Source organism: Carbonatibacter coralli (genome assembly GCF_039592655.1).
Classification (GTDB): Bacteria; Pseudomonadota; Alphaproteobacteria; order Kiloniellales; family Kiloniellaceae; genus Carbonatibacter; species Carbonatibacter coralli.
Genome location: NZ_JBBUTJ010000001.1, coordinates 54,886 through 78,704 on the forward strand (window position 1 = coordinate 54,886; position 23,819 = coordinate 78,704).

General features: G+C 54.0%; 26 protein-coding genes. 10 read left to right on the forward strand and 16 right to left on the reverse strand.

Translation table 11 applies throughout. From position 1 onward, the window contains the following. Positions 1 to 23 precede the first annotated feature (23 nt). The 4 genes from AAAH10_RS00145 to AAAH10_RS00160 are packed head-to-tail and all read right to left on the reverse strand — an operon-like array spanning position 24 to position 5,226. A complete protein-coding gene (locus tag AAAH10_RS00145) occupies positions 24 to 623 on the reverse strand; it encodes a sarcosine oxidase subunit gamma (protein WP_343559248.1) in 600 nt (199 codons plus the stop codon). Continuing rightward, entirely contained in the window at positions 616 to 3,636 is a 3,021-nt protein-coding gene (locus AAAH10_RS00150) for a sarcosine oxidase subunit alpha (RefSeq protein ID WP_343559249.1), read from the reverse strand. Before AAAH10_RS00150 ends, AAAH10_RS00145 begins: the two co-directional genes overlap by 8 nt. Beyond that, positions 3,636 to 3,962, reverse strand: coding sequence for a sarcosine oxidase subunit delta (locus tag AAAH10_RS00155; RefSeq protein WP_343559250.1), 327 nt, complete (start codon positions 3,960 to 3,962; stop codon positions 3,636 to 3,638). The genes AAAH10_RS00150 and AAAH10_RS00155 overlap by 1 nt, the downstream gene beginning before the upstream one ends. Positions 3,963 to 3,975: 13 nt before the next feature. Further along, positions 3,976 to 5,226 carry a sarcosine oxidase subunit beta family protein gene (locus AAAH10_RS00160; RefSeq protein WP_343559251.1) on the reverse strand — a complete coding sequence of 417 codons (1,251 nt, stop codon included), beginning with the start codon at positions 5,224 to 5,226 and terminating at the stop codon, positions 3,976 to 3,978. Positions 5,227 to 5,495: 269 nt separating this feature from the next. On the opposite strand from AAAH10_RS00160, the gene AAAH10_RS00165 reads away from it, so the two are divergent. Further along, entirely contained in the window at positions 5,496 to 6,518 is a 1,023-nt protein-coding gene (locus tag AAAH10_RS00165; RefSeq protein WP_343559253.1) for a GlxA family transcriptional regulator, read from the forward strand. 11 nt (positions 6,519 to 6,529) lie between these two features. Here AAAH10_RS00165 and AAAH10_RS00170 read toward each other — a convergent pair whose 3' ends face one another. Continuing rightward, positions 6,530 to 8,392 carry an ABC transporter transmembrane domain-containing protein gene (locus AAAH10_RS00170; protein ID WP_343559255.1) on the reverse strand — a complete coding sequence of 621 codons (1,863 nt, stop codon included), beginning with the start codon at positions 8,390 to 8,392 and terminating at the stop codon, positions 6,530 to 6,532. 275 nt (positions 8,393 to 8,667) lie between these two features. Between AAAH10_RS00170 and rpmE the strand changes: the two genes are divergently transcribed. After that, positions 8,668 to 8,889 carry a 50S ribosomal protein L31 gene (rpmE, locus tag AAAH10_RS00175; RefSeq protein ID WP_343559257.1) on the forward strand — a complete coding sequence of 74 codons (222 nt, stop codon included), beginning with the start codon at positions 8,668 to 8,670 and terminating at the stop codon, positions 8,887 to 8,889. Positions 8,890 to 8,976: 87 nt separating this feature from the next. On the opposite strand, the gene AAAH10_RS00180 is transcribed toward rpmE, so the two are convergent. The 3 genes from AAAH10_RS00180 to AAAH10_RS00190 form a co-directional block, all read right to left on the reverse strand. Continuing rightward, positions 8,977 to 9,402, reverse strand: coding sequence for a DUF1465 family protein (locus AAAH10_RS00180; protein ID WP_343559258.1), 426 nt, complete (start codon positions 9,400 to 9,402; stop codon positions 8,977 to 8,979). A 666-nt stretch (positions 9,403 to 10,068) separates the two neighbouring features. Then, a complete protein-coding gene (locus AAAH10_RS00185) occupies positions 10,069 to 10,869 on the reverse strand; it encodes a 3-hydroxybutyrate dehydrogenase (protein WP_343559259.1) in 801 nt (266 codons plus the stop codon). 47 nt (positions 10,870 to 10,916) lie between these two features. Further along, on the reverse strand, positions 10,917 to 11,108 hold the full coding sequence (locus AAAH10_RS00190; protein ID WP_343559262.1) for a DUF1192 family protein: 192 nt from the start codon (positions 11,106 to 11,108) through the stop codon (positions 10,917 to 10,919). A gap of 133 nt (positions 11,109 to 11,241) precedes the next feature. Here AAAH10_RS00190 and AAAH10_RS00195 point away from each other — a divergent pair, with 133 nt between their 5' ends. The 3 genes from AAAH10_RS00195 to AAAH10_RS00205 all read left to right on the forward strand — a co-directional run bounded on the left by AAAH10_RS00195 (position 11,242) and on the right by AAAH10_RS00205 (position 14,675). Continuing rightward, the gene (locus AAAH10_RS00195; protein WP_343559265.1) at positions 11,242 to 12,282 is read left to right on the forward strand and encodes an NAD(P)H-quinone oxidoreductase; all 1,041 of its coding nucleotides are present in this window, start codon (positions 11,242 to 11,244) and stop codon (positions 12,280 to 12,282) included. 142 nt (positions 12,283 to 12,424) lie between these two features. Then, positions 12,425 to 13,096: a DUF1013 domain-containing protein gene (locus AAAH10_RS00200; protein ID WP_343559268.1), complete on the forward strand. Its 672-nt coding sequence runs from the start codon at positions 12,425 to 12,427 to the stop codon at positions 13,094 to 13,096. Between the two features lie 247 nt (positions 13,097 to 13,343). Beyond that, entirely contained in the window at positions 13,344 to 14,675 is a 1,332-nt protein-coding gene (locus AAAH10_RS00205) for a sodium-dependent transporter (RefSeq protein ID WP_343559269.1), read from the forward strand. A gap of 69 nt (positions 14,676 to 14,744) precedes the next feature. On the opposite strand, the gene AAAH10_RS00210 is transcribed toward AAAH10_RS00205, so the two are convergent. Both AAAH10_RS00210 and AAAH10_RS00215 read right to left on the reverse strand, forming a co-directional pair. Further along, positions 14,745 to 15,170 carry a group III truncated hemoglobin gene (locus tag AAAH10_RS00210; RefSeq protein WP_343559270.1) on the reverse strand — a complete coding sequence of 142 codons (426 nt, stop codon included), beginning with the start codon at positions 15,168 to 15,170 and terminating at the stop codon, positions 14,745 to 14,747. Between the two features lie 177 nt (positions 15,171 to 15,347). Next, complete coding sequence (locus tag AAAH10_RS00215; protein ID WP_343559271.1) at positions 15,348 to 15,512, reverse strand: YdcH family protein; 165 nt, start codon at positions 15,510 to 15,512, stop codon at positions 15,348 to 15,350. 117 nt (positions 15,513 to 15,629) lie between these two features. On the opposite strand from AAAH10_RS00215, the gene AAAH10_RS00220 reads away from it, so the two are divergent. Further along, positions 15,630 to 16,214, forward strand: a complete 585-nt coding sequence (locus AAAH10_RS00220) for a UbiX family flavin prenyltransferase (protein ID WP_343559272.1) — start codon at positions 15,630 to 15,632, stop codon at positions 16,212 to 16,214. A 40-nt stretch (positions 16,215 to 16,254) separates the two neighbouring features. Here the strand turns inward: AAAH10_RS00220 and AAAH10_RS00225 are convergent, their stop codons facing one another. Both AAAH10_RS00225 and AAAH10_RS00230 read right to left on the reverse strand, forming a co-directional pair. Then, positions 16,255 to 16,947, reverse strand: coding sequence for a TIGR02444 family protein (locus tag AAAH10_RS00225; RefSeq protein WP_343559273.1), 693 nt, complete (start codon positions 16,945 to 16,947; stop codon positions 16,255 to 16,257). Next, a complete protein-coding gene (locus AAAH10_RS00230) occupies positions 16,922 to 18,025 on the reverse strand; it encodes an ATP-dependent 6-phosphofructokinase (protein ID WP_343559275.1) in 1,104 nt (367 codons plus the stop codon). The genes AAAH10_RS00225 and AAAH10_RS00230 overlap by 26 nt, the downstream gene beginning before the upstream one ends. A 210-nt stretch (positions 18,026 to 18,235) precedes the next feature. On the opposite strand from AAAH10_RS00230, the gene AAAH10_RS00235 reads away from it, so the two are divergent. Both AAAH10_RS00235 and AAAH10_RS00240 read left to right on the forward strand, forming a co-directional pair. Next, positions 18,236 to 18,442 carry a YdcH family protein gene (locus tag AAAH10_RS00235; protein ID WP_343559277.1) on the forward strand — a complete coding sequence of 69 codons (207 nt, stop codon included), beginning with the start codon at positions 18,236 to 18,238 and terminating at the stop codon, positions 18,440 to 18,442. A 145-nt stretch (positions 18,443 to 18,587) separates the two neighbouring features. Beyond that, on the forward strand, positions 18,588 to 18,962 hold the full coding sequence (locus tag AAAH10_RS00240; protein ID WP_343559279.1) for a hypothetical protein: 375 nt from the start codon (positions 18,588 to 18,590) through the stop codon (positions 18,960 to 18,962). A 43-nt stretch (positions 18,963 to 19,005) separates the two neighbouring features. Here AAAH10_RS00240 and AAAH10_RS00245 read toward each other — a convergent pair whose 3' ends face one another. Then, entirely contained in the window at positions 19,006 to 19,809 is an 804-nt protein-coding gene (locus AAAH10_RS00245) for a GGDEF domain-containing protein (protein ID WP_343559280.1), read from the reverse strand. Between the two features lie 389 nt (positions 19,810 to 20,198). On the opposite strand from AAAH10_RS00245, the gene purE reads away from it, so the two are divergent. Together purE and AAAH10_RS00255 are read left to right on the forward strand one after the other, a co-directional pair. Beyond that, positions 20,199 to 20,720 carry a 5-(carboxyamino)imidazole ribonucleotide mutase gene (purE, locus tag AAAH10_RS00250; protein ID WP_343559282.1) on the forward strand — a complete coding sequence of 174 codons (522 nt, stop codon included), beginning with the start codon at positions 20,199 to 20,201 and terminating at the stop codon, positions 20,718 to 20,720. A gap of 50 nt (positions 20,721 to 20,770) precedes the next feature. After that, positions 20,771 to 21,892: a 5-(carboxyamino)imidazole ribonucleotide synthase gene (locus AAAH10_RS00255; RefSeq protein ID WP_343559284.1), complete on the forward strand. Its 1,122-nt coding sequence runs from the start codon at positions 20,771 to 20,773 to the stop codon at positions 21,890 to 21,892. A gap of 86 nt (positions 21,893 to 21,978) precedes the next feature. Here the strand turns inward: AAAH10_RS00255 and AAAH10_RS00260 are convergent, their stop codons facing one another. From AAAH10_RS00260 to AAAH10_RS00270, 3 genes are read right to left on the reverse strand one after another with little or no spacing between them, the layout of a single operon-like run. Continuing rightward, positions 21,979 to 22,644, reverse strand: a complete 666-nt coding sequence (locus tag AAAH10_RS00260) for a COQ9 family protein (protein WP_343559286.1) — start codon at positions 22,642 to 22,644, stop codon at positions 21,979 to 21,981. Between the two features lie 24 nt (positions 22,645 to 22,668). Further along, positions 22,669 to 23,235, reverse strand: a complete 567-nt coding sequence (locus AAAH10_RS00265; protein ID WP_343559289.1) for a peptide deformylase — start codon at positions 23,233 to 23,235, stop codon at positions 22,669 to 22,671. Between the two features lie 9 nt (positions 23,236 to 23,244). Beyond that, positions 23,245 to 23,796 carry a DUF924 family protein gene (locus tag AAAH10_RS00270; protein WP_343559290.1) on the reverse strand — a complete coding sequence of 184 codons (552 nt, stop codon included), beginning with the start codon at positions 23,794 to 23,796 and terminating at the stop codon, positions 23,245 to 23,247. Between the last annotated feature and the right edge of the window lie 23 nt (positions 23,797 to 23,819).

The window sequence follows — 23,819 nt, forward strand, 5'->3', positions numbered from 1 at the left end:
TCTTGTCCTGTTACGGACCGCATTCAGGCACTCAGGCGATATTCCTTCATCGCATCCAGCAGCCAGTCCACCAGATACTCTGCAAAGGACGGACGCACATAGAGGCGATAGGTTGGTGTTTCATCAACGATCTGAATGATACAGGGCGCCTTTTCGATGCGGGACTGCGCACAGTCGCCCGGCTTGAAGGACGGGGCATCCATGTCAAGACGACAGGATTTCTTCATCACTTCGCGGGCCTTTGCACCAGACAGTTCCAGACAGGTCCGGTTGCCGGAAACATCAACGACAGAGACATGCTGCCCTGCGAGAGCTTCGCGGAGTTTGGCTGTCAGCTCGTCCTGATTGTCAACCGGGCCAACGATGTGCCACTCATCCGGGCTCAGCCAGAAGATCGTGTAATCGCCGGCAGTGTTGCAGGTGTTTGCCTTGGTTGGGACATCCACACCGATAACAGACTTCACACCGTCCTTGAACTTGGGACTGCGCGGGTTGCCACGGATTGTGACCTGAGCCTGAAACGGCACTTCTTTCAGGCTCACTCCAGCGTCACCGCTGGAGGAACCATTGATCATGTCCTGATACTTGTCGGCAATGATGCTCAGACGAAATTCATCAGCCATCACGACGTTCTCCCTTTGCATCATAGAAGACCGGGCTGACAATCTTGACTTTCGTCACCTTGCCGCGGTCGTGAGCGTAGATCCATTCACCCGTACGGTTCAGGCCATCCTTGCACATGGCCATTGCGATAGAGTGACCCAGGTTCGGGCTCCAGTAACTGGAGGTCACGTGACCAAGCATCGGGGCAGGCAAAGCGTGATCCCGCTCGTTGGTCAGCTGTGCACCTTCTGTCAGAACCTCTTTCGGGTTCTCGGTGATCAGACCAACCAGCTGCTTGCGGCCTTCGCGGGCCGTGTCTTCACGTGCGAAGGAACGGCGACCAACGAAGTCACCCTTCTTCTTGGACACGATCCAGTCCATCCCCAGATCCTGAGGTGTTTGCGTACCATCCGTATCCTGGCCAACGATAATGAAGCCCTTTTCCGCACGAAGAACGTGCATGGTTTCAGTACCGTAAGGTGTGATGTCGTATTTCTTGCCCGCTTCCATGCAGGCCTTCCAGACATGGAGGCCGTGCCAGTTGCGCACGTTGATCTCGTAGGAAAGATCACCGGTAAAGGAAATACGGAACACACGCGCCGGGACACCGGCAACAGTTCCCTCACGCATGGTCATGAACGGGAAAGCGTCCTGGGAGAAGTCAATGTCAGAACACAGCTCTTCCATCAGGGCACGTGCCTTCGGACCACCGATCGAGAGTGTGGACCACTCCTCGGTCACAGAAGTACAGTAAACTTCCAGATCTGGCCATTCGGTCTGCAGGTATTCCTCGAGCCAGTCGAGAACACCGGCAGCACCACCGGTTGTTGTGGTCATGTGGAAGTGGTTTTCGCCAAGACGTGTGGTCACACCATCGTCAAAGACCATGCCGTCTTCCTTGAGCATGAAGCCGTAACGGGCAGAACCCACCGGAAGCTTCAGCCATGCATTCGTGTAAATGCGGTTCAGGAACTCGGCAGCATCCTTACCCTGGATGTCAATCTTGCCCAGAGTGGACGCATCCAGAATACCGACGCCTTCACGCAGAGCCTTTGTTTCACGAGCAACAGCTGCATGCATGTCCTCACCCGCTTTCGGGTAGTACCAGGCACGTTGCCACTGGCCAACAGGCTCGAAGGTTGCACCGTTCTCGACATGCCAGCTGTACATTGGCGTGCGGCGAACAGGATCCGCCAGATCACCATTGATGGAACGGCCAGCCAGCGCACCGAAGGTAACCGGCGTGTAGGGAGGACGGAAAGTTGTTGTACCAACCTTCGGAATATCCTTGCCGATCTGGTGAGACAGGATCGCCAGACCGTTCACGTTGGACATCTTGCCCTGGTCTGTCGCCATACCGTTTGTTGTAAAGCGCTTCATGTGCTCGACAGAGTGCATGCCTTCGCGTGCAGCCAGCATAATGTCGGCTGCGGTCACGTCGTGCTGATAGTCGACGAAGTGCTTCTTCTTGCCCTGACCAACCGGATGATCTGTCGGGACAACCCAATAGGCCTTGAGCGGTTGCTCTTCGACCACCAGGCCTTCTGCCTTGACGGTAACAGCACCCTTGCCGGTACCGGCATCCTTTGCGGCAGCTGCACCAGCTGCTGCACCCTGATCCAGAGCTTCCTGCAGAGTGAAGGCACCGGAACAGGCCCCCACTGTGCGCTCTTTCTGAGCAGAGATATTCGGAAGGAAACAGGCCTTCTCGTCATCATAACGAAGCTTGCCGATAGACTGGGAGAAAAGGTGGACCGCAGGGTTCCAGCCACCGGACATCAGAATGGTGTCACAATCAATGCGACGCTTCTGACCGGTCATTTTCTCGCCATCGGAAGAAACAGACGCAACCATCACACCGTTTACGTGCTTCTTGCCAAGTGTATCGACAACACCGGAACCGGTGATGACTTCAACGCCTTTCTTGCGAACAGCATGTGCCAGTTCACCTTCTGCGCTTTCACGCAGATCAACAACAGCCGCGATTTCCATACCGGCTTCCAGAAGGTCCAGAGCCGCCTTGTAGGCTGAGTCATTGTTGGTGAAAACAACACCGCGTTTGCCCGGCAGAGCGCCATAACGGTTGGCATAGGTCTGACCGGCAGACGCCAGCATGATGCCCGGACGATCATTGTCGGCAAAGACCAGCGGGCGCTCGTGCGAACCTGTTGCCAGCACGACCTGCTTGGTGCGGAAGTGCCAGATACGGTGACGGGCCAGCTCCGGCATGGCACCAGGACCCATGTGGTCTGTGCGACGCTCGTGTACCGTGATGTAGTTGTGATCGTAATAACCAAAGGCATTGGAGCGCTTCAGAAGGCGAACGTTGTCCATGCCTTCCAGCTCTGCAACAACCTCGGCAACCCACTCCTGGGCCGGACGACCATTGATAATGTCGCGTGTGTTGTTGAGAGAGCCACCGAATTCGGCCTGCTCGTCAACCAGAACAACACGACCACCCGCACGACCGGCTTCCAGAGCCGCAGTCAGACCGGCAGGACCGGAACCAACCACGAGAACCTCGCAGAACTCGTTCATGTGATCATAGGTGTCGGGATCCTTCTCGTGGGAGAGAACACCCAGACCGGCGATCCGGCGGATCAGCGGCTCATAAACAGTCATCCAGAAGGATTTCGGGCTCATGAAGGTTTTGTAGTAGAAACCGGCCACGAACAGACGGGATGCCAGGCTTGTTACGGACAGAATGTCAAAGTCGACAGACGGCCAGCAGTTGACAGACTTGGCTTCCAGGCCTTCATAAAGCTCGATCTGTGTCGCACGCAAGTTTGGCTCGCTGCGCGGACCGGTTTCCAGCTGTACGAGTGCAGACGGCTCGTCAGAACCACAGGACACGATACCGCGCGGGCGGTGTGTCTTGAAGCTGCGGCCGACCAGATGAATACCATTGGCCACCAGTGCAGAGGCCAGGGTATCACCCTCGACACCTGTCAGCTTGCGGCCGTTGAAGGTAAAGTTGATGACTTTGGAACGATCAACACGCGTTCCAGAAGTGCTACGGAACTGCTCTGCCATCACGCACCCTCTTTTTTGTCACAAGGTGGAACCTGACGTGGTTTGCGATCCTCTGGGATCTCGTAGGTTTCACCGGTTTTGTAAACAGCAATGATTTCGTTGGTTGCGGTATCGCGCACAACATTGAACCACTTGCGGCAGCCATCGGAGTGAACCCAGCGCTCCTTATGGGCACCCTTTACGTTGGTGCGCAGGAACACATATTCCGCCCACTCTTCGTCCGTCAGTGAATCAGGATCATGCGGGCGTGCGATGTGAGCTTCACCACCGTAGTGGAATTCTATTTCGTCACGCTCACCGCAGAAAGGACATTCAATTCTCAGCATTTTCCATCCCTCCTTAGTGCGCCACGCCAGCAGCACCGTGCTCGTCAATCAGAGCACCGGTGATGAAGCGGTCGATAGAGAACGGCGCATTGAGTTCATGCGGCTCGTCTTTCGCAATTGTGTGTGCGTAGACCCAGCCGGAACCCGGAGTGGCCTTGAAGCCACCTGTACCCCAACCTGCGTTGACGTAGAGGTTCTTGACAGGTGTCTTGCCCACAACCGGAGACGCATCAGGACAGGTGTCCACGATACCACCCCAGGAACGCATCAGACGTGCACGGCTGAACAGCGGGAAGAGTTCCATGGCAGAAGCCAGCTGGTCCTCGATAACGTGCAGGGAACCGCGCTGGCTGTAACCGACATAGGCATCAATACCCGCGCCCATCACCAGTTCGCCCTTGTCGGACTGTGACACGTAAACGTGTACAGCGTTCGACATGACCACGCAGTCGATAACCGGCTTGAGCGGCTCGGAAACCAGCGCCTGCAGCGGGTGGGATTCGATCGGAAGACGGATACCGGCCATATCGGCAACGACAGAGGTGTGACCGGCACAGGCCATCGCAACCTTTTTCGCCTTGATGTTGCCGCGCGTTGTGCGAACACCTGTGATCTGGCCGTTTTCAATATCGAGGCCCTGAACTTCACAGTTCTGGATGATATCAACACCCATTTCATCAGCACCGCGTGCATAACCCCAGGCAACCGCATCGTGACGGGCTGTACCACCGCGACGCTGCAGGGTTGCACCCAGCACCGGATAGCGGGAGTTCTTGGAGATATTGACGATCGGGCAGAATTCCTTGACCTCTTCGGCGTTGAGCCACTCGGCATCAATACCGTTCAGTTTGTTCGCGTTGACACGACGAACAGACTCACGGACATCACCGAGGTTGTGTGCAAGGTTCAAAACACCGCGCTGGGAGAACATCACGTTGTAGTTCAGATCCTGGGACATGGTTTCCCAGAGCTTCATCGCGTGTTCGTAGAAAAGACCAGCCTCGTCCCACAGATAGTTGGAACGGATAATGGTTGTGTTACGACCGGTGTTACCGCCACCGAGCCATCCTTTTTCGATGACTGCGACATTGGTAATGCCGTGGTTTTTAGCCAGATAGTAAGCTGTAGCCAGACCATGACCACCTGCACCAATAATCACGACGTCATATTCCGGCTTGGGATCCGGACTGCGCCATTGGCGGGGCCAGTTCTGATGCCAGCTCATGGCGTTGCGCGCCAGGCTGAAGATCGAATAACGGGACATTGCCGACATCACTCCAATAAATTTAATGGATATCTCTGTTCGGTATGCATCCTATGCCGAAAGGTCGCAGTCCACCATGAACAATACGGACAAGATACTTGCACAAATGCGACTCAACGCTAAACTGACTCCCCAAAAGCGACGATCTTTTGTCTTTTCAGCAGCATCACGTCGGAACGCCATCTGCCAGGAGAGACGCGGGCTTTGCCTTTCAGGGCCTTTTTCAAAGACTCCTGCACATCCGGAAAACAGAGAAAAAACAGACAGAAATGCAAGAAAAAGAAACCGAAAACGCCCCCGGATTGCATGTCGCATTTCTTCTGCTGCCTCAATTCACACTGACTCCCTTTTCAAGCATGATCGACATTTTGCGCCTCACGGCCGATGAGGGCGATCAAAGCCGCCCCATCCGTTGTCGATGGACTCTGATCGGTCTGACAGATGATCCTGTTACGTCCAGCTGCGGAGTAGAGATCAAGCCCTGGGCCGATTGTGATGATCTGGGGCAGTACGATTATCTTGTGGTTGTGGGGGGGCTGCTGAAAGGACAGCAGGCTCCGGGGCCGGTTCTCGATGTGATCCGGCGTGCAGCCCAGCAAAAGGTCAGGCTTGTCGGGCTCTGCACGGGCAGCTTTGCCCTCGTCCGTGCAGGCATCATGAAAGGCAGACGCTGCTGTGTTTCATGGTATCACCACAACGACCTGCTGGCGCTTTCAGACGAGGTTACGCCCGTTTCCAGTCAGATGTTCGTTGTTGACGGACACCGGATCACCTGCGCTGGTGGTACAGGGGCCATTGATCTTGCTGTCTGGATGGTGGAACAGCATCTGGGACGGGGCGTTGCACAGAAGGCCATGCGGATCATGCAGGTCGATCGTGTGCGGGGCGGAACAGCAGCACAGCCTCAACCCTCAACCTATCTGAACGCATCCAATGATCGCGTTCGCAAGGCCCTGATCATTATCGAGCAGAACCTCAGCACTCCGCTCAAGGTGCAGGAGATTGCAGAGCAGATCAATGTATCCAAGCGGCATCTGGAGCGTCTCTTCCTGACAGAACTTGGGCATTCTCCACAGACAATCAGCAGGGAAATCCGCCTGCATCACGGCCTGTGGCAATTGATGCACACCAACCGCTCCATCAGTGATATTGCCGCCGATTGCGGTTTTTCGGATGCTGCGCACTTCTCGAGACTCTTCAGCAAATCCTTTGGCGAGCCACCATCAACCCTGCGTGCCGCCCCTGAACGCGCAAACGATCTGCTCGCCCAGCGCCCCCTGCTTCAGCTCTAGCTCAACACCCGTTACTCGGCGGCTTCAGTAGAATCCTTGTCCCCGGCAACATCACTGAATTGCAGACGGGCCAGACGCGCATAGAGTCCATCCTGCTGCGTCAGCTCCGCATGGGTTCCGCTTTCAACAATGCGGCCTTCCTCGATGACAACAATCCTGTCGGCTTTCTGGACAGTGGCCAGACGGTGAGCAATCATCAGGGTTGTGCGGTTCTCCATCAGGCCATCAAGAGCCTGCTGAACCTTTTTCTCGCTCTCGGCATCAAGAGCCGACGTGGCCTCATCCAGCAACAGCACAGGCGGATTGCGCAAAATGGCACGCGCAATGGCAAGGCGCTGACGCTGCCCTCCGGACAGTCGCACACCCTTTTCACCCAGATAGCTGTGATAACCTTCTGGCAGGCGTTCGAGGAAATCGTGCGCCACAGCTGCTCTGGCTGCCTCAACCACTTCCTCATCTGTCGCATCCGGACGGCCATAGCGAATATTTTCCATGGCTGACGCCGAGAAAATCACCGGCTCCTGCGAAACCATCCCCATCGGACGGCGCAGTTCAACAGGGTCAAGATCCGTCAGATTCATCTCCTCCAGCAGGATTTGCCCCTCGCGCGGGTCATAGAAACGCTGCAACAGCTGGAAGACCGTTGTCTTGCCCGAACCGGACGGCCCAACCAGAGCCACCTTTTCACCCGGCTTGACCTCAAGGGAAAAATCACTGAGCGCCGATTGATCCGGACGCGCCGGATAGTTGAAGGAAACGGCATCAAATCTGATGGACCCATGAACCGTTTCCGGCATGGCTTCGGGATTTTCAGGTGCTTCAATGTCCGACGTTGTATGGAGCAGATCCATCAGGCGTTCTGTTGCACCTGCTGCTCTTTGCAAATCCCCGATCACCTCACTGATGGCCCCAAGCGACCCTGCGACCACGACAGCATAGAAAACAAAGGACGACAACTCGCCAGCCGAGATTCTGCCCGCCAGGACGTCATGCCCGCCGACCCAGAGAATAACGGAGATCGCTCCGAAGATCAGAATAATGACAATTGCAGTCAGCAAGGCGCGGGCACGGATGCGCTCAACAGCCGTTTTGAAGGCTCCCTCGACCTCGTTTCCAAAAAGCTTCCTGTCTTCCTGCTCGTGGGAGTAGGCCTGAACAGTCCGGATAGCCGAAATGGCTTCATCGGCGTAGACACCGACACCGGCGACACGGTCCTGGCTTTCACGACTGAGTTTTCTGACCATGCGGCCATAGAAGATGATCGGTATCAGAACAAAAGGCACAACCAGAACAACCAGCCCCGTCAGCTTCGGAGAGGTGTAGAGCAAGAGGGCAAAACCACCCGTAAACATCAGAATGTTGCGCAAGGCGATTGAAAAGGACGAACCCACAACCATCTGCAGCAACGTCGTATCCGTCGTCAGGCGGGAGAGAACCTCACCTGTCCGCGTCGTCTCGAAAAAAGCAGGCGAGAGTGAAATGATGTGATCAAAAACGGCACGGCGCACATCCGCAACAACCCGTTCACCAATCCAGGACACGAGAAAAAACCGGGCATAACTGGCAAGGGCCAGCAACACAATCACCCCGAACAGCACCCAGATCCCCTTGTCGAGGAGATCTGCATTCCCGTCTGAAAATCCTTCATCAACCAGCGCCTGCAGCCCCTGCCCCAGAGTCAGCACTGTCCCTGCGGCAACCACCAGAGCCAGCATGGCTCCCATGACCTGCATTTTGTAGGGCAGGACAAAACGCAGCAAGGAACGCAGATGTTTCAGATCCTTGTTCTTTGGTCTGTCCCGCGCATCCTGCTCCACCCTTTCGGCAGCAGATGTTTGCGCAGTTGCTGTTTTGTCATCCGAGGCTGAGGCCATTGTAACTCTCTTTAAAATAGCGTCCGGACCCTTCATTGAAGAAGGAAATCACACTCTCTTTGTCACTTTTTTACAAAAATGCAAAAAAGAATCTTGCACTCCCTGCTGAAAAACCACAAAAGACTGTCAGATTTCAATTGCACAGAATGCCGCGTGCAGCCTCTCCGGATTGTGACGGGTCCTTCCCCTTTTCTTTCCGGACGCATAATCTTTTTGCTTGATCCCAAGCGAAGGTTCGGCTAAGAAGCGGCAACTTCCCAAAGGGATCAGGTACTATGAAAAAAGACATTCACCCAGATTACCACACCATCAAGGTCGTTATGACTGACGGTAGCGAATTTGAAACACGCTCTACTTGGGGCAAGGAAGGCGATGTAATGCGCCTCGACATCGATCCCAAGTCCCACCCTGCGTGGACTGGTGAGCACCGTCTGGTCGACTCTGGTGGCCAGGTTGCAAAGTTCAACAAGCGTTTTGCTGCATTTGGCCTGAAATAAGCCAGCAGCCTGACGGCTTTTGCATGAAGAAACCCTCTGACAGATCAATGTTTGTCAGAGGGTTTTTTGCGTTGATCGCAAGCCCGCTCATTCACCGGATGATTTTCGCTCCATCCGGGCCAGGGTCTGGTCAAGGTTTGCATCCAGACGACGTATCCGCTGATAGAGTTGCAGGCTCTTGCTGTAGAGATTGACAATACCCGGGTCCGTTTTTTCAGGAAGTTCCATTTCCTTCATACAGATATCATCACAGGAAAGGCGCAAGGGCATAAACGGCTCGCCATCGCTGTGAGCCTCCCCCTGATGGACAGCCTTCTGGGCCATCAACCAGGACATAACCTCCAGCAAGCGCGTTGTCATACGCATAACCTCACAGGAAACTGTCAGACTTTCCTCACTGTCCAGTCCCTCGCTTCTGTTGACGGGCAGTGAACGGGAATAGGTCAGATAATCGCGTGTTTCTCTGGTCAAATCCAAAGCTTCGCGATAAATCGCCTCCAGTGGGCTTTTCAAACTATGGGGATGATGCTGATGCAGCTTTCCCTCCCACTCTTTAACAGGTCAACACACAAAAGATCCGTAATTTGATTAAACAGTCAAATGGGCAGAGACACAAGTCACTGTTCATTGACGTCTTCGTTAATCACCTCGGAGAGCACAAATAAAAAACCCCGCGATGAAATGTCGCGAGGCTTTTTGAATTTTATTCAGGCTATTGTTTTACCTGATATTTTTAGGCGTCAAGCCCTTATCACTTCCCTGTCAACTTGCCTTGACGGGTATTAAATTACGGTTAGATGACAAAAGCGTCAAGCCCTAAAAAATTATAGTTTAAAAAATAGCTAAAAAGCTCTTAAATGTTAACTTATTTCACAAAATACAGATTCCCTGTTCCAAAAAAAATGTCGCTGATAAATCAGCGACAAGTTAACAGGGAGGCGTACAAACAAAGTATTCATAAAAAACCAACAAGAACTATATCCTCTATATGGTTTTCATCTTAATATATTCAATCCTAAAAAATAGTTAACGCAGTTCTTTTCAAGAAAGAAAAAGCAGAAAGCATTGAAATGAAAACAATAAAAAACACCACTATTCAATAAACGACAAATTATCTCCAAAAGAGACAAACCTTTGGGGCGATTAAATTATTCACCACAACTTCGGAAAACCCTGTTCCTACCGGGCCGTCCAGCCTCCATCCATAACATAGGCCCCGCCTGTCATCAGATCTCCCCCTTCTGAACACAGGAATACGCAAAATTGGCCAAGCTGTTCAGGTGTTACAAACTGACAGGCCGGCATTTTTTCAGACAGAAGATCTTCAGCTTCCTGTTCAAAGGACCGTCCGCTCTTAACGGCTCTGGCTTCAATCTGGGCACGGACAAGATCCGTCAGGACCCATCCGGGACAAATCGCATTACAGGTCACGCCCTGCCCGGCCACCTCCAGAGCAGTGGTTTTGGTCAAACCCACCACACCGTGTTTTGCCGCAACATAGGCTGACTTGTTGACAGAAGCACGCAGACCATGCGCAGACGCAATATTGACAACTCGCCCCCACCCCCTGGACTTCATGGCAGGCAGGGCAGCAGCCGTCGCATGAAAGACAGCCGAAAGGTTGATTGCAATCACGGCATCCCATCGCTCGGGCGGAAAGTCTTCAATCGGCGCAACATGCTGAATCCCGGCATTGTTGACCAGAATGTCCAGTCCCCGGTCACTGTCGCGATCAGCCTTTGCCACCATCCCGCGCACCGCTTCGGCGTCCATCATGTTTGCCGGATCATAGGCGACCCTGACCCCGTGGGTCCGCTGCAAGGCCTCACATTGCTCCTCAATCACATCCGGTTCGCCCAGACCGTTCAGTATCAGATGACAACCCTCTGCGGCCAGCACCTCGGCAATTCCCAGACCGATGCCGCCCGTCGAACCCGTTACCAGTGCCGTCTTTCCCGACAGTTTTCCCGCTGAAGCCATCGCCTGTTTCTCCCTGTTTTTTCTTTTATCCCGCGACTGTAACAGCCTCAGGATTTAAAAAGCCCGTCCAGGCTTGCCTTGTGTTTTTCCTTGGAACGTACAACAGCCTCCACCTTTTCGGCCTGTTCCAAAAGCAACCTCCTGTAACCCTGAAGTTCCTCAACACCCATCTGCTCCAGCTGCTCCTGATCAAGCAGGCGAAGGTCCTTTTTGATCCGGATTTCCTCTTCATAATCCATGGAACTGCCCCTGTGAAAAACGATCCGATTTTATAAGAATGGCCCTTTTCTGACATAAAACAAGACCTTGCCAGCTGCTCTGCTGTATTATCCGGATCAGATACCAGCATTTTCCTGCAAAAGGACATCCGGCATGAGCCACTCCCTTCCCGCGACCATGCGTGCACAAACCATCGAGAACAAAACGCTCTCCCTCAAAGAAGTTGCCCTGCCCGAAATCGGCAAGGGGGAAGTGCTCATCAAAGTAGACTGTGCAGGCATCAACCGACCGGATATCCTGCAACGCCAGGGGCTCTATCCGGCCCCACAGGGGCACTCTCCCCTTCCGGGACTTGAAGTCTCCGGCACTGTCGTCAGGACGGCAGACGGCTCCATCTTCAAAACCGGCGACAGGGTCTGTGCCCTGACCAATGGCGGAGGTTACGCAGAGTATTGCGCAGTCCCCTCAACCCAGTGTCTTCCCATCCCATCGGGCTTTTCCCCTGAGCAGGCCGCAGCACTTCCCGAGACCTTCTTTACGGTCTGGACCAATCTCTTTGACCGCTGCCATTTAAAGGCCGGGGAACGCATCCTTGTGCACGGGGGAACGTCAGGCATCGGCACAACAGCCATTCAGCTCGCAAGTGCCTTTGGCGCCGAGGTGTTCACCACAGCCGGTTCAGAGGAAAAATGCCAGGCCTGCCTCAAACTTGGCGCCAAAGCTGCCATCAACTACAGGGAAGAGGACTTTGAACCGGCTTTCAAAACCCTGGAACAATTGAACGAACCCAAAGGTGATCGACTTCGTTTCAGGGGATTTGACATCATTCTGGATATGGTGGGTGGAGACTACATTCCCAAAAACCTCAGACTGCTGGCTGTTGAGGGCAGGCTCTGCATGATTGCTTTTCTCGGGGGGTCCACGGCAGAACTGGACCTGATGCACCTGATGCTCAAACGCCAGACAATCACAGGCTCAACCCTGCGCGCCCGTCCCGATCAGGAGAAGGCTGTCATCGCCCGCTCCCTTCATGAGAGGGTCTGGCCTTTGCTGGAACAGGGCAAGCTGGCCCCTGTTCTGAACAGAACCTTCCCGTTCGAACAGGCAAACGAGGCCCATGCCCTGATGGAAAGCTCCAGTCACATTGGAAAGATCGTGTTAAAAATCGGCGAACAGACGCCCCAAAAGACATAGAAACGCAACAAAAATTACAAAAAGTACAGATTTACCTCTTTGCCTTCCGGTGTATTCAGGGTAAACAGCCCTTTGAAGAATGATGTGTGCTGCACCCTTCTGTTCCTGTTATTCTGTCAGAGCAGCACCCCGAGGAGAATCAATGTCTCAACCATTAATGCCAAAAGCCACTGCAGTGTGGCTTGTAGAAAACACCGCGCTGACCTTTGATCAGATTGCCGAATTCTGCGGCCTCCACCCGCTGGAAGTTCAGGGCATTGCTGATGGCGAGGTTGCGACCGGTATTCGCGGAATGGACCCGGTTGCGAACTCCCAGCTGACACGCGAGGAAATTGAACGCTGTGAAGCTGACAGCAGCAAAGATCTGCAGCTGCTGCGCAAGGACAATCTGCCTGCGCCATCCAAGCGCACCAAGGGTCCCCGCTACACACCGATTGCCAAGCGCCAGGACAAGCCGGACGGAATCGCCTGGCTGGTTCGCCATCATCCGGAACTGTCAGACGCAGACATCACCAAGCTGATCGGCACAACCAAGAAAACCATTCAGGCAATCCGTGACCGTTCTCACTGGAACATTTCCAACATCACGCCACGCGATCCGGTTCTGCTGGGTCTTTGCCGTCAGAGTGATCTGAACAGTCTGGTTGAAAAGGCACGCGCTGCAGCGGAAGCTGCCGGCATCACCCTGCCCCAGCCAGAGCCCTTTGCAAGTGAAGAACAGTCTGCAGACACCAGCAGCGATACTGTGAGCAACGATCCTTTCGCTGCCTTCACAAGCGGCATTTCATTCGACGGGAATGACAACAAGAACTAGGCTTTTCCATAAAAGCCGGAAATCAAAAAGCGCTGTCCCGAAAGGGTTGCAGCGCTTTTTTGCTTTTCAGTTGCAAAAGATTCTCAAGCCATACGCTAAAGACATATCAGCAATACTTCATTAGCAAGGGCCATGGCCCCGCTCTTCCTCTAGAAGTTTAAACAAGTCTGTTTTGTGACATTTTTTCATGCCGCAGGATCAGGCGAATAACAAAGAGAAAACAACTGAATTATTGCTGGACTTAACAATGACAAGCAAACGCGAACATTGGGGTTCCAGACTGGGCTTTATTATGGCTGCGGCAGGCTCTGCCGTCGGTCTGGGCAACATCTGGAAATTCCCTTATGTCACCGGTGAAAACGGCGGTGCCGCTTTTATCATCCTTTACCTGGCACTGGTTTTCACAATCGGCATCTCTGTCCTCGGCGCCGAAATGGTTATCGGCCGCAAGAGTCAACATGATGCAGTGAGCTCTTTCAAGAAACTCGGCACACCCGGCTGGTCCGTCATTGGCTATATGGGCATCCTTGCAGCCTTTGTGATTCTGTCGTTCTATGCCGTGATCGCAGGCTGGACAATTGCCTACATCGTCAAGACTGTCAGCGGCAGCTTCAGCGGTCTGGACGGCGACGGCTTCACCAATGCCTTTGTCGGCTTTATTGCCGATCCGGTTCAACCCCTGATCTATGCTGCGATCTTTATGGCCCTGACAGCCGTGATCGTGATGGGTGGCATCAAGCAGGGTATTGAGCGCGCAGGCAAGATCCTGATGCCTCTGCTCTTCATCATCATGATTGCCCTGGTTGTCCGCTCCGTGACACTCCCGGGTGCAGAAGCAGGTATCTCCTTCTATCTGGAACCTGATTTCAGCAAGATCACCGGCTCAACAGTCATGGCCGCTCTGGGGCAGGCCTTTTTCTCCCTTTCCCTGGGTATGGGCGTCATGATCACCTATGGCTCCTATCTCTCCAAGGAAGAGAAACTGGGCAAGTCCTCCTTCTATGTGGGCTTCCTTGACACAGCCGTGGCCATTATCGCCGGTCTGGCCATTCTGCCTGCTGTTTTTGCAATGGGCATGGACCCCAGCGCCGGTCCTGCACTGACCTTCATCACCCTGCCTGCAGTCTTTGACTCCATGCCTGGTGGCGTGATCTTTGGTGGTCTGTTCTTCTTCCTGCTGACAATCGCCGCACTGACCTCTTCCATCTCCCTGATGGAACCGGTTGTCAGCTTTGCCGGTGAACGCGGCATCAGCCGTGGCAAAGCCGTTATCGGAACCGCGGTCATCGCCTTCATCCTCGGTGTTCCATCCTCCCTTTCTCAGGGCGTCATGAGCGATGTCACTTTCTTTGGCAAAGGCTTCCTGGATCTGATGGACTTCTTCACAGCCAACCTGCTGCTGCCACTGGGCGGTATGCTCGTGTCCCTTTACGTTGGCTGGGTCATGGGTGCAAAAGCCAAGGAAGAAATGGGCGGAGACAACCTGCTGATCAACATCTGGATCATCATTCTGCGCTTTGTTGCTCCGGCAGCCATTGCACTGATCCTGCTGAACGGCCTTGGTATCCTGTCTCTCTGAGACAGGGCCCAACCCTAAAAAAAACCCCGGCTGAAAATCAGCCGGGGTTTTTCTGTTTCATCTAGCCATCTATTTCCTAAAGCCGCTGTCAACCTTTGCCGAGCGTGCAGGCATGTGATCCTCGGGCCGGTAGAAAAGTCCCAGTTGAAGGCTTTCTGCAATCCGCCCGGCCTTTTCCTCAAAGGCCCCGGCCTGCCTGTCTTCAAACAGTGTCCGGGCTGTTTCACCAAAGATCAGAAGCCAGCGCGCAAAATGCTCCTGCCTGATAGAGGGAACCTCCATGTGCTTGCGCATGGGATTGCCCTTGTAACTGCCGGTTGCAAGCATCACCGAGGACCAGAAACTGACCATCGTTTCCAGATGGCTGTCCCACCGTCCCTGCACCACCTCTTCAAAGACAGGGCCAAGCACACCATCAGCGCGAATGCGCCCGTAAAAGCTGTGCACCAGAGTATGAATGGTTTCCGGGGAAATCCGGTCAAACTTTTCAGACATCACATCACTCCACAATCACTCCCGCGATCCTAAAGGGGAGCGGTGCTTCTGTCACTGCGTACAAGCGTCACCCCCATGAAAAAACCGCCGCAACTGACTTGCGGCGGTTTTGTCTGAAAAGCTGGTCTTAGTGATATGCCAGCCTTTTAAACCAGTTCCCTGATCGGGTCGTATGTCTTACGCATGCAAAGTTGCGATTTCATCCTTGATTTTCAGCTTTGCGCGTTTCATTTCCGATATGTAGTTGTCATTAGGATAAGGACGCTGCTTTTCCTTGTCGATTTCAGCTTCCAGATTGTGATGCTTGGCACGGAGGGCAATTACGCGATCTGTTGTCGCCATTCTTAAACTCCTTTTTCCTGTGTTGACCTTCTAAAGGTAATAGGAAAGACTGGCTTTGCCAAGAAGCGCGGCTGAAGAAAATTCCAAGCCACTGATTTATATTGAAAGAAAATTTCCATGAAAACCAAACGCATGATCGTCGGCATCTCGGGCGCAAGTGGCATTACCTATAGCATTACTCTTCTTAAGCAATTGAAAAAAATGGACATTGAAAGCCATTTGATCATGAGCAAATCCGCTGAAATCACGCTGGCCTACGAAAGCCGGATGAAGGTCCGCGACGTTCAGTCGCTCGCCGATGTCGTGCACAATCACACCGATATTGCCGCCTCGATTTCCAGCGGTTCCTACAAGACGATGGGGATGATTGTCGCCCCCTGTTCCATACGAACCATGTCAGAGATTGCGACCGGCGTCACATCCAGCCTGATGTCCCGGGCTGCCGATGTCGTCCTCAAGGAACAGCGCAAACTGGTTTTGATGGTCCGGGAGACCCCCCTGCACAGCGGACATCTGAGAACCATGCTCCAGCTGTCGGAAATGGGAGCCATCATTGCGCCCCCGGTTCCTGCGTTCTACGCCCAGCCGGAAAGCCTTGAAGACATTGTGAATCACTCCATCGGCAGAGTGCTGGATCTTTTCGATCTGGAAAGCAATATCAAACGCTGGGATCAGGACGGCAAGCAACGTCCACAGGACTGAACATCCAGCACAAAGCAAGCGAACAAAATCGTCGCAAGGGCTATTCAAAGAGCCAGACAGCTTCCAGAGGCGGCACTTCAGGAAAGCCACCGCGCAAGATTGCCGCCAGATCTGCTGCATCCGTGGTGTCCAGCCCGACAACACCTTCTGCCCTCAGATAATCCAGCATGTTTGCAGACGCGAAGGCCGCACTGGATTTCTTCGCCTCAAGGGTTTTGGGCCGCTCCCAGAGACGGGAAAAGAGATCACCCAGCGGCTGCAGGGGACTGGCCTTTATCGGCGTTGCAACTTCAACGCTCTCTTCACACTCCGGCTCCGGCGGCATCAGAGGCATCAGGGCGTGCAGGTAATGTTGCTGAAGGGCCTCGGCGTGCAGTTCCTGTAACTTGATGTCATCCCGCAGCGCCATGGCCCCCTTTGGCAGGGCTTCCGGGTCCTGCGCCTTGATCCAGCGCCGCACCGAGCGCAGGGGCTGGACCACAGCTTCCTTCCAGGCCTTTGCCTCCCTGCAAACCCGGACCAGTTCATCCTCGCTGAAGCGGTGCCCGCAGAAACCGGCCCAGCAGGCGAAGAGAAGCATATTGACGTCAAGACCATGCTTGTCCTGCAGGGCAAGGCAGGCAGGCGCCACCCCTTCGCTGCCATAGACAGAGAGGGAGAACTGCCAGAAGGGATTGTCAGATTGAGCCAGATTGTCCGGCAGGGCATCAATCATCGCCAAAACAGATTCCAATCCCTCGTGCTGCCTGCATTACAGATGAATCAGGGTCCACAGCGCGGTAACCTGCTATGGCATCAGCCAGGGGAATATCCACACACTTGCGACCCGTCCAGGCCACCATACGGTCAAATTCCCCCCTTGCAACCAGATCAACAGCATGAACACCAAAAATTGTTCCCATCAGACGATCTGTCGGGGACGGCACACCGCCGCGCAGCAAATGCCCCAGAACAGTCACACGGGTTTCCGCACCCGTTTCCTCGGCAATGCGACGCCCGATATAGTGCCCAACACCGCCATAGGTCTCGACACCCTGGCTCTGAAGTGCCGTCACCTTGTTGCCCTCTTCATCCTTGACGGCTTCGGCCACGACAACCAGTGCAAAGTTGCGGCCGCTGTCAAAGACGCGCTGGAGCTTGCTCTCAATGGATTTCAGACTATAGGACACTTCCGGGATCAGGATAACATCCGCCCCTCCGGCCACGCCGGCGTTCAGGGCAATATGCCCGGCATCACGCCCCATGACCTCCAGCACCATCACGCGTGAATGACTGGCAGCAGTCGGCTGCAACTGGTCCAGGGCCTGTGTGGCCACATCCACAGCCGTCGAATATCCGACAGCAACTTCTGTACAGCCCAGATCATTGTCGATGGTTTTGGGAATGCCGACAAAGGGAACACCCCCCTGACGGGTCAGGCGCCTGAGAATGTCCATGCTGCCATCACCACCGATACCGATCAGCGCCTCAAGCCCCAGGTCGTGACAGGCATCGACGATATCGCCGGAACGATCCCTGAAGCTTCCATCACCCGTGGGAAAATGAAAGGGATCCCCCTTGTTGTTTGTCCCGAGGATGGTTCCGCCCCTGCGCAGGATGTCCCCGTTAAAAAGATCTTCCGTCAGCGGCATGACATTGGGCACATCTTCCAGCAGTCCCGCCGAGCCGTTCCGAATGCCAAGCACCTCCATGCCATAGGTCAGCGTTGCCCTGTGAGTGACAGATCTCAAGATCGCATTGAGACCTGCGCAGTCTCCTCCGGATGTCAAAACGCCTATTTTTTTTACACCACTGGACGTGATGGCCGTCATATTCCAGTCCACTCCAAGGTTGAATTGCTGCCTGGCATGATTAAGTCTTGCATTCAAAAGATGAAAAAGCCTTAACGGCTTCTTATTGGGTATCAAACTCTCTCAAGAAGGAGTATAATGTTCGATGGTCAGGAACAAGTCCCCTGACATAAAAATTACCGTCCGGTGGAACAAATCGGAACAGGAAAAATAATTGGATTTTGTCTGGAAATGGATGCAGTGAACAGCAGCGAACTTCGTAATCAGCTAGAGACCCTGAAACAGGAACACCGCGATCTGGATGCTGCGATTGATCGCCTGCAACAGGACGTGCCTTTTGACAATCTCCAGGTTGTTCGCCTGAAAAAGAAAAAGCTCCTTCTCAAGGATCAGATTGCCCATCTGGAAAGCATGCTGCTGCCGGACATTATCGCCTGAGACAAAACGACAAGCCGACAGGAAAAAATTAATCCTGTTGCTTTAAATTCGAGTACAAAGAGCAATATGTAAAAGAACCGGCTGTTCCTCAGCGCTCCGCTTCAAAACGGCGAGAGTATCGCAACCAGATTGGCAGAATAAGACCATGACTGCACTGCCCCCTTACAATCCGCGCTCACGCTCGTTTTTTCGACGCTACCCGCTCTTCAGAATTCTGATCACGAACATCTGCATCGGTAGCATGGCCGCTGCATTTCTGGTCGCCATCCTTCTTTACACGGATACCCTTGGCCTGTGGACGCTCGTTTCAGGTGACAGCAATCCGGTTCTTCCGGTGCTGCTGCTCTTCTTCTCGATTGCCCTGACCTTTTCCAGCATTGCAATGGGGATCGCCATTATGACCATGCCATATGACGATGATGACGATGACCACAAGGACGGAACAAAGAGTCCGGTTTTCGGGCTCTCTTCGATGCGGCTGGCTCCAATCCCCGTTTCAACAGATCAGAGACGCTCCTGAGCGAAGGCCTTCATTTTAAGGACTGACAGCAAAGGCAGAGAAGCTATTCGGCAGTATCTCCGCCCTTGTCTCTGGCTTTTTCCATGTCTTCCCGAGTCGCCTTTTGAGCCTTTTTCTGCTGGTACATGGCCTGATCGGCCGCCCGCAGAGCAGCATCGGCATCAACGCCCGAGAAAATCTGAATTCCGATTGCCACATGAACCTGCAGCTCTGCCTCCTGATAGAGAAGCGGCGTCGTTTCAACAAGCTCTGTCAGTTCTGCCGCCTTTCTGGCTGCAACTTCCGAGTTGGCCTGCAACAGGATAATGCCAAATTCATCCCCGCCCAGTCGCCCGACATAGTCTGTGGAACGGATGTTGTTCATCAGAAGCTCCGCCACATGCTGGATCACAAGATCCCCCGCATCATGCCCGTAACTGTCATTGATGTACTTCATGCCGTTGACATCGATGAAGAGAATGGCGCCCGGCACATCATAGCGTTCACTGTAGGCCATTGCCTGTCCAAGCTCCCGGACGAAGGCCCGGCGGTTGAGCACAGGCGTCAGCACATCTGTGTCGGCAAGGTTTTCGAGATACTTGATCCGCTTTCTGGCAACCTGCAACTCTTCACGCATTTCTGCAACCTCTGCAAAAAGACGCTGCATGGCAGCCTGAACCTTCGGCGAGAGATCCGCAGGGCTCAGTCCCATGATCTCTGCGACATCAAGCGGACTGCCCACACCGGAAGAGGAGGCAACATTTCCCACCGCCCCGCTGGCTTGCGTGGCATCAACACCCCCAGCCTTGCGAGTTCCGCCAACGGGCTTCGCAGCACTGGTCGAAGGTGGCTTCGTGGGAATTCTCATAAAAAAACGTGCTCCAAACTCATCATGCCTTGCCGTTTATCGCTGGCCATTGCCATGAATTTAAACGGTTTTGGTTAAAGGTCTTATAACGCGCTCACCCGTTACATGCAGTATTTTTTGAAACCATCTGCAAGCAGAACAGCCCGGTTCTTCAAAAGCAAATAGATACTATTGCCTGAAATTACCTACATATATATGTTTCCAGAACTCATCTTCCATCACAAGGCCGTTAGAACAGGGCGCAAAGCAAATTCTGACAGAGGGTGATTTTAGCTGTTAAAACCCTCGCTTTTGCTTGCGAAACAGGACAAAAGAACCTAATAAAAGCGGACACAATCAAACAGTTTTCTCCGGCCGTCCGGAAACGAAACCTCGTCGGGATTATTCGCATGACAGACAATTCTGCTTCCTCTGCTCAACCACTTGTCGGCATCATCATGGGCAGCCAGTCCGACTGGCCAACCATGAAACACGCAGCAGAATCACTGGAGAAGCTGGGCGTGGCTTACGAAGCAAGGATTATTTCCGCGCACCGCACTCCGGATCGCATGGCAGAATACGCAAAGGCAGCACGGGGCCGTGGTCTCCAGGTGATCATCGCAGGTGCCGGTGGAGCCGCCCATCTGCCGGGCATGACCGCTTCCTACACGACACTTCCGGTCTTTGGCGTTCCGGTCGAAAGCCGCACGCTCAAGGGTGAGGATTCCCTGCTGTCCATCGTACAAATGCCGGGTGGCATTCCCGTTGGAACGCTGGCAATCGGCAAAGCCGGTGCCATCAATGCAGGCCTGCTTGCCGCCTCGGTTGTCGCCCTGCAGGACCCTGCTGTAGCAAAGGCTCTGGACGATTTCCGGGCAGCCCAGACAGCATCAATCGCCCTGGAACCCGTTGATCAAGAGAACCTCGGGTAAGCTTTTCCCGTATCACTCCAAGCCAGCCCTTTCCTTGAGGATTGCAAACAATGAGCAACTCGCGTCCGACCGTTTCCCTGACAGCTCCCCTGCCCCCCGGTTCCGTAATCGGCATGCTGGGTGGAGGGCAACTGGGGCGCATGGCTGCCCAGGCGGCGGCTGCCATGGGATATCACTGTCATGTTTTCTGCCCGGAACAGAACAGTCCGGCAGCAGAAGTGGCCCGGGACAACACAGTTGCAGCCTATGACGACTGGGATGCCCTGGCAGCCTTTGCCGGTGCTGTCGATGTTGTCACTTATGAATTCGAAAATGTTCCCTCAGAAACAGCGGCCTTTCTGCTGGAACGCAAGGCTGTTCATCCGGGGCCAAATGTCCTGCACATCTGTCAGAACCGCCTGCGCGAGAAAGACTTCTGCAACTCCATCGACATTCCCACAACCCGCTATGCGGAAGTGAACAGCTTTGAAAGTCTGGAACGCGTTGTGCGCGACATGGGCCGCCCCTGCGTTCTGAAAACAACAGAAATGGGCTATGACGGCAAGGGACAGAGCTTTATCCGTCAGGACAGCGACCTCACAGAGGTCTGGGAAAAGGTCACTGGCGGCAAGGAAGGCATCCAAACCATCGTTGAAGCCGTGGTGGATTTCCGCATGGAAATTTCCGTGATTGTTGCGCGCAGCCTCAACGGGGCCTGTCAGACCTATATTCCTGTCGAGAACCAGCACAAAAACCATATTCTGGATCGCACCATCGTGCCGGCACGCATCTCTGACAAGCTGCTGGAACGTGCAGAAGCCATTGCACGCCGGATGGCAGACAAGCTGGAACTGATGGGCATGCTGGCTATCGAGATGTTCGTGACAACAGACGATGAAATCCTCGTCAATGAAATGGCCCCGCGTCCGCACAACTCCGGTCACTGGACCATGGACGGCTGTGTCACATCACAGTTTGAACAGTTCATGCGCGCCGTTGCAGGCGTTCCCCTCGGCTCTGTCGAGCGCCACAGCGATGTCGTGATGACCAACCTGCTGGGACACGATGTCGACGACTGGCACGCCATTTTGTCCGATCCGAACAACAAGCTGCACCTCTACGGGAAAGCAGAAGCAAAACCCGGACGCAAAATGGGTCACGTCAACCGCATCATCCCGCGCGGAGAAGGCTGACACTCTCCCGAAGATCAATAAAAAGTTGGCAAAAAGGCCGGAGCTGATCCCTCCGGCCTTTTCGTTCGTCAGTCTTCAAGAAAGTTTCAGCGTCTGGGCATAACAAACTGGAAGGGAGAAAAGACTTTCAGGCCTTTCGAAAACTCGTTCAGGCATTTCACGCCCTTGCCCAAAGAGCCGCCAACCCTGAGAACGTTCGCAATCCTGCGATCAAGAAAGGCCCAGCTCTTTTCATATCCTTCGGAACCGTCTTCCAGCCAGTACAGCAGTGTCGAGCTGTAGACCCCGGCCAAAAGCATGCGCTTGCTGTAGAAATTGTAATCATTGGAGCGATCACCCGCCGCAACCCAGATACGGTCAAGCGTATCGTACAGCGTATGAAAGCCCTCTGTCACATTGCCCGGCAAGGCAAAGTAGGACAAGCCCTGTTTCAGCGCATCCCTGTGGGGTTCCATCACCATCAGACGCGTGCGAACCAGAGTGGCAATGCGCTCTCTGACCTTCATGTCTTCCAGCTCTTCAGCAGGACAGGCCGCCAGCATTTCATCATCAAAACGCTGATTGAGAACCCGGACGACATCCTGAATACCACGCGGGAACAGTGCCAGAACCTGCTGACGCGAAAGATCATTCTCTTCAGCGGCTTCAATCAGTGCCCGCTCGCTCCAGCCTTCGAAGGGAACAAGGGACAGGACTGAATCCAGAACAGCTTTCACCGTCTCATCCCGGGACATTTCTTCTGTTTCGCTCATCGTTTCAGCCTCCTGTGGAGTGTCTTACACGTTCTCTTGATAATACGCTATTTCCGAGGAAAAGATCAGTTTTTTCAAGTCTGTCATCCGTTCAGGGTAAAGGATACCGTCCAGATGATCATACTCGTGGAGGAAAACCCGGGCGTGGAAACCGGCAGCCTCGCGAACCAGTTCCTCTCCCTCGGCCGTTATACCCCGGTAGCGAATTCTCGCCGGACGCGGGACCTGCCCCATAAGCTCGGGGATCGACAGGCAGCCTTCCCACCCCTCTTCCAGATGACCATCCAGTATTTCAAACTCCGGATTGATCAGAACTGTCAGGGGAACGGCTGCTGTTGCAGGCAGGTCATCCTGATCATACCCCAGACGCTTTGCCTCCGCACCCGCGCGACGACCGGATACAAAGAACACCATAATACGGAGTCCTTCATGCACCTGTGGAGCCGCCAGCCCCGTTCCACCGGCATCCTCCATTGTTTCGATCATGTCCGCAATCAGACGCTGAACGGCAGGATCAGACGGATGAGAGACCCTCTGCGCTGTCTGATTGAGAACAGGATGCCCCATTCTGGCAATTTTCAGGATACTCATGATCTTGTCCTAGAAAGAGGAACCCGGCTGCTTGAGAAAGGCCTGCTCCTCATCCGTTGATGAACGCCCGAGCACAGCATTCCTGTGAGGGAAACGACCAAAGCGTTCAATGATAACCCTGTGCTGGACAGCATAGTCATAATAGCTCTCCTGAAACGCCCGCAAGGCTTCAAAAAGCTCCACAGACCTTTCCTGATCTGCCAGGCTTTCACTGTGTTCCAGGGGAATGTAGCAAAAGGCCAGCCTGTCGCCCTCAAACTCAGCATCGAACCCTTTTTCAAGCATATGATAACAGATCTTTCTGGCCTTCTCGTCAGAGGCAAAAGAGCGCGGAGATCCCCTGAAAATATTGCGAGGAACCTGATCCAGCAAAATGATCAGCGCCAGACAGCCATCAGGGCTTTCCATCCAGTGGTCAAGCGCGCCTGTGACAGCCTGTTCATGCCGTTCACCAAGGTTCGTGCGAACAGCCTCATCAAAGCTGTCACTTTTCATGAACCACTGTTCCGGCTTGTTCTGTTCAAACCAGAACTTCAAAACATCATGATATTCCGTGCTCATTCAACCCCCCCATTCCTGCCCTC

Bases quoted from the DNA above. Each gene is read 5' to 3' on its own strand.
- AAAH10_RS00145 (WP_343559248.1), bottom strand. From the start codon at position 623: ATGGCTGATGAATTTCGTCTGAGCATCATTGCCGACAAGTATCAGGAC.
- AAAH10_RS00150 (WP_343559249.1), bottom strand. From the start codon at position 3,636: ATGGCAGAGCAGTTCCGTAGCACTTCTGGAACGCGTGTTGATCGTTCC.
- AAAH10_RS00155 (WP_343559250.1), bottom strand. From the start codon at position 3,962: ATGCTGAGAATTGAATGTCCTTTCTGCGGTGAGCGTGACGAAATAGAA.
- AAAH10_RS00160 (WP_343559251.1), bottom strand. From the start codon at position 5,226: ATGTCCCGTTATTCGATCTTCAGCCTGGCGCGCAACGCCATGAGCTGG.
- AAAH10_RS00165 (WP_343559253.1), top strand. From the start codon at position 5,496: ATGCAAGAAAAAGAAACCGAAAACGCCCCCGGATTGCATGTCGCATTT.
- AAAH10_RS00170 (WP_343559255.1), bottom strand. From the start codon at position 8,392: ATGGCCTCAGCCTCGGATGACAAAACAGCAACTGCGCAAACATCTGCT.
- rpmE (WP_343559257.1), top strand. From the start codon at position 8,668: ATGAAAAAAGACATTCACCCAGATTACCACACCATCAAGGTCGTTATG.
- AAAH10_RS00185 (WP_343559259.1), bottom strand. From the start codon at position 10,869: ATGGCTTCAGCGGGAAAACTGTCGGGAAAGACGGCACTGGTAACGGGT.
- AAAH10_RS00190 (WP_343559262.1), bottom strand. From the start codon at position 11,108: ATGGATTATGAAGAGGAAATCCGGATCAAAAAGGACCTTCGCCTGCTT.
- AAAH10_RS00195 (WP_343559265.1), top strand. From the start codon at position 11,242: ATGAGCCACTCCCTTCCCGCGACCATGCGTGCACAAACCATCGAGAAC.
- AAAH10_RS00200 (WP_343559268.1), top strand. From the start codon at position 12,425: ATGTCTCAACCATTAATGCCAAAAGCCACTGCAGTGTGGCTTGTAGAA.
- AAAH10_RS00205 (WP_343559269.1), top strand. From the start codon at position 13,344: ATGACAAGCAAACGCGAACATTGGGGTTCCAGACTGGGCTTTATTATG.
- AAAH10_RS00210 (WP_343559270.1), bottom strand. From the start codon at position 15,170: ATGTCTGAAAAGTTTGACCGGATTTCCCCGGAAACCATTCATACTCTG.
- AAAH10_RS00215 (WP_343559271.1), bottom strand. From the start codon at position 15,512: ATGGCGACAACAGATCGCGTAATTGCCCTCCGTGCCAAGCATCACAAT.
- AAAH10_RS00220 (WP_343559272.1), top strand. From the start codon at position 15,630: ATGAAAACCAAACGCATGATCGTCGGCATCTCGGGCGCAAGTGGCATT.
- AAAH10_RS00230 (WP_343559275.1), bottom strand. From the start codon at position 18,025: ATGACGGCCATCACGTCCAGTGGTGTAAAAAAAATAGGCGTTTTGACA.
- AAAH10_RS00235 (WP_343559277.1), top strand. From the start codon at position 18,236: ATGGATGCAGTGAACAGCAGCGAACTTCGTAATCAGCTAGAGACCCTG.
- AAAH10_RS00240 (WP_343559279.1), top strand. From the start codon at position 18,588: ATGACTGCACTGCCCCCTTACAATCCGCGCTCACGCTCGTTTTTTCGA.
- AAAH10_RS00245 (WP_343559280.1), bottom strand. From the start codon at position 19,809: ATGAGAATTCCCACGAAGCCACCTTCGACCAGTGCTGCGAAGCCCGTT.
- purE (WP_343559282.1), top strand. From the start codon at position 20,199: ATGACAGACAATTCTGCTTCCTCTGCTCAACCACTTGTCGGCATCATC.
- AAAH10_RS00255 (WP_343559284.1), top strand. From the start codon at position 20,771: ATGAGCAACTCGCGTCCGACCGTTTCCCTGACAGCTCCCCTGCCCCCC.
- AAAH10_RS00260 (WP_343559286.1), bottom strand. From the start codon at position 22,644: ATGAGCGAAACAGAAGAAATGTCCCGGGATGAGACGGTGAAAGCTGTT.
- AAAH10_RS00265 (WP_343559289.1), bottom strand. From the start codon at position 23,235: ATGAGTATCCTGAAAATTGCCAGAATGGGGCATCCTGTTCTCAATCAG.
- AAAH10_RS00270 (WP_343559290.1), bottom strand. From the start codon at position 23,796: ATGAGCACGGAATATCATGATGTTTTGAAGTTCTGGTTTGAACAGAAC.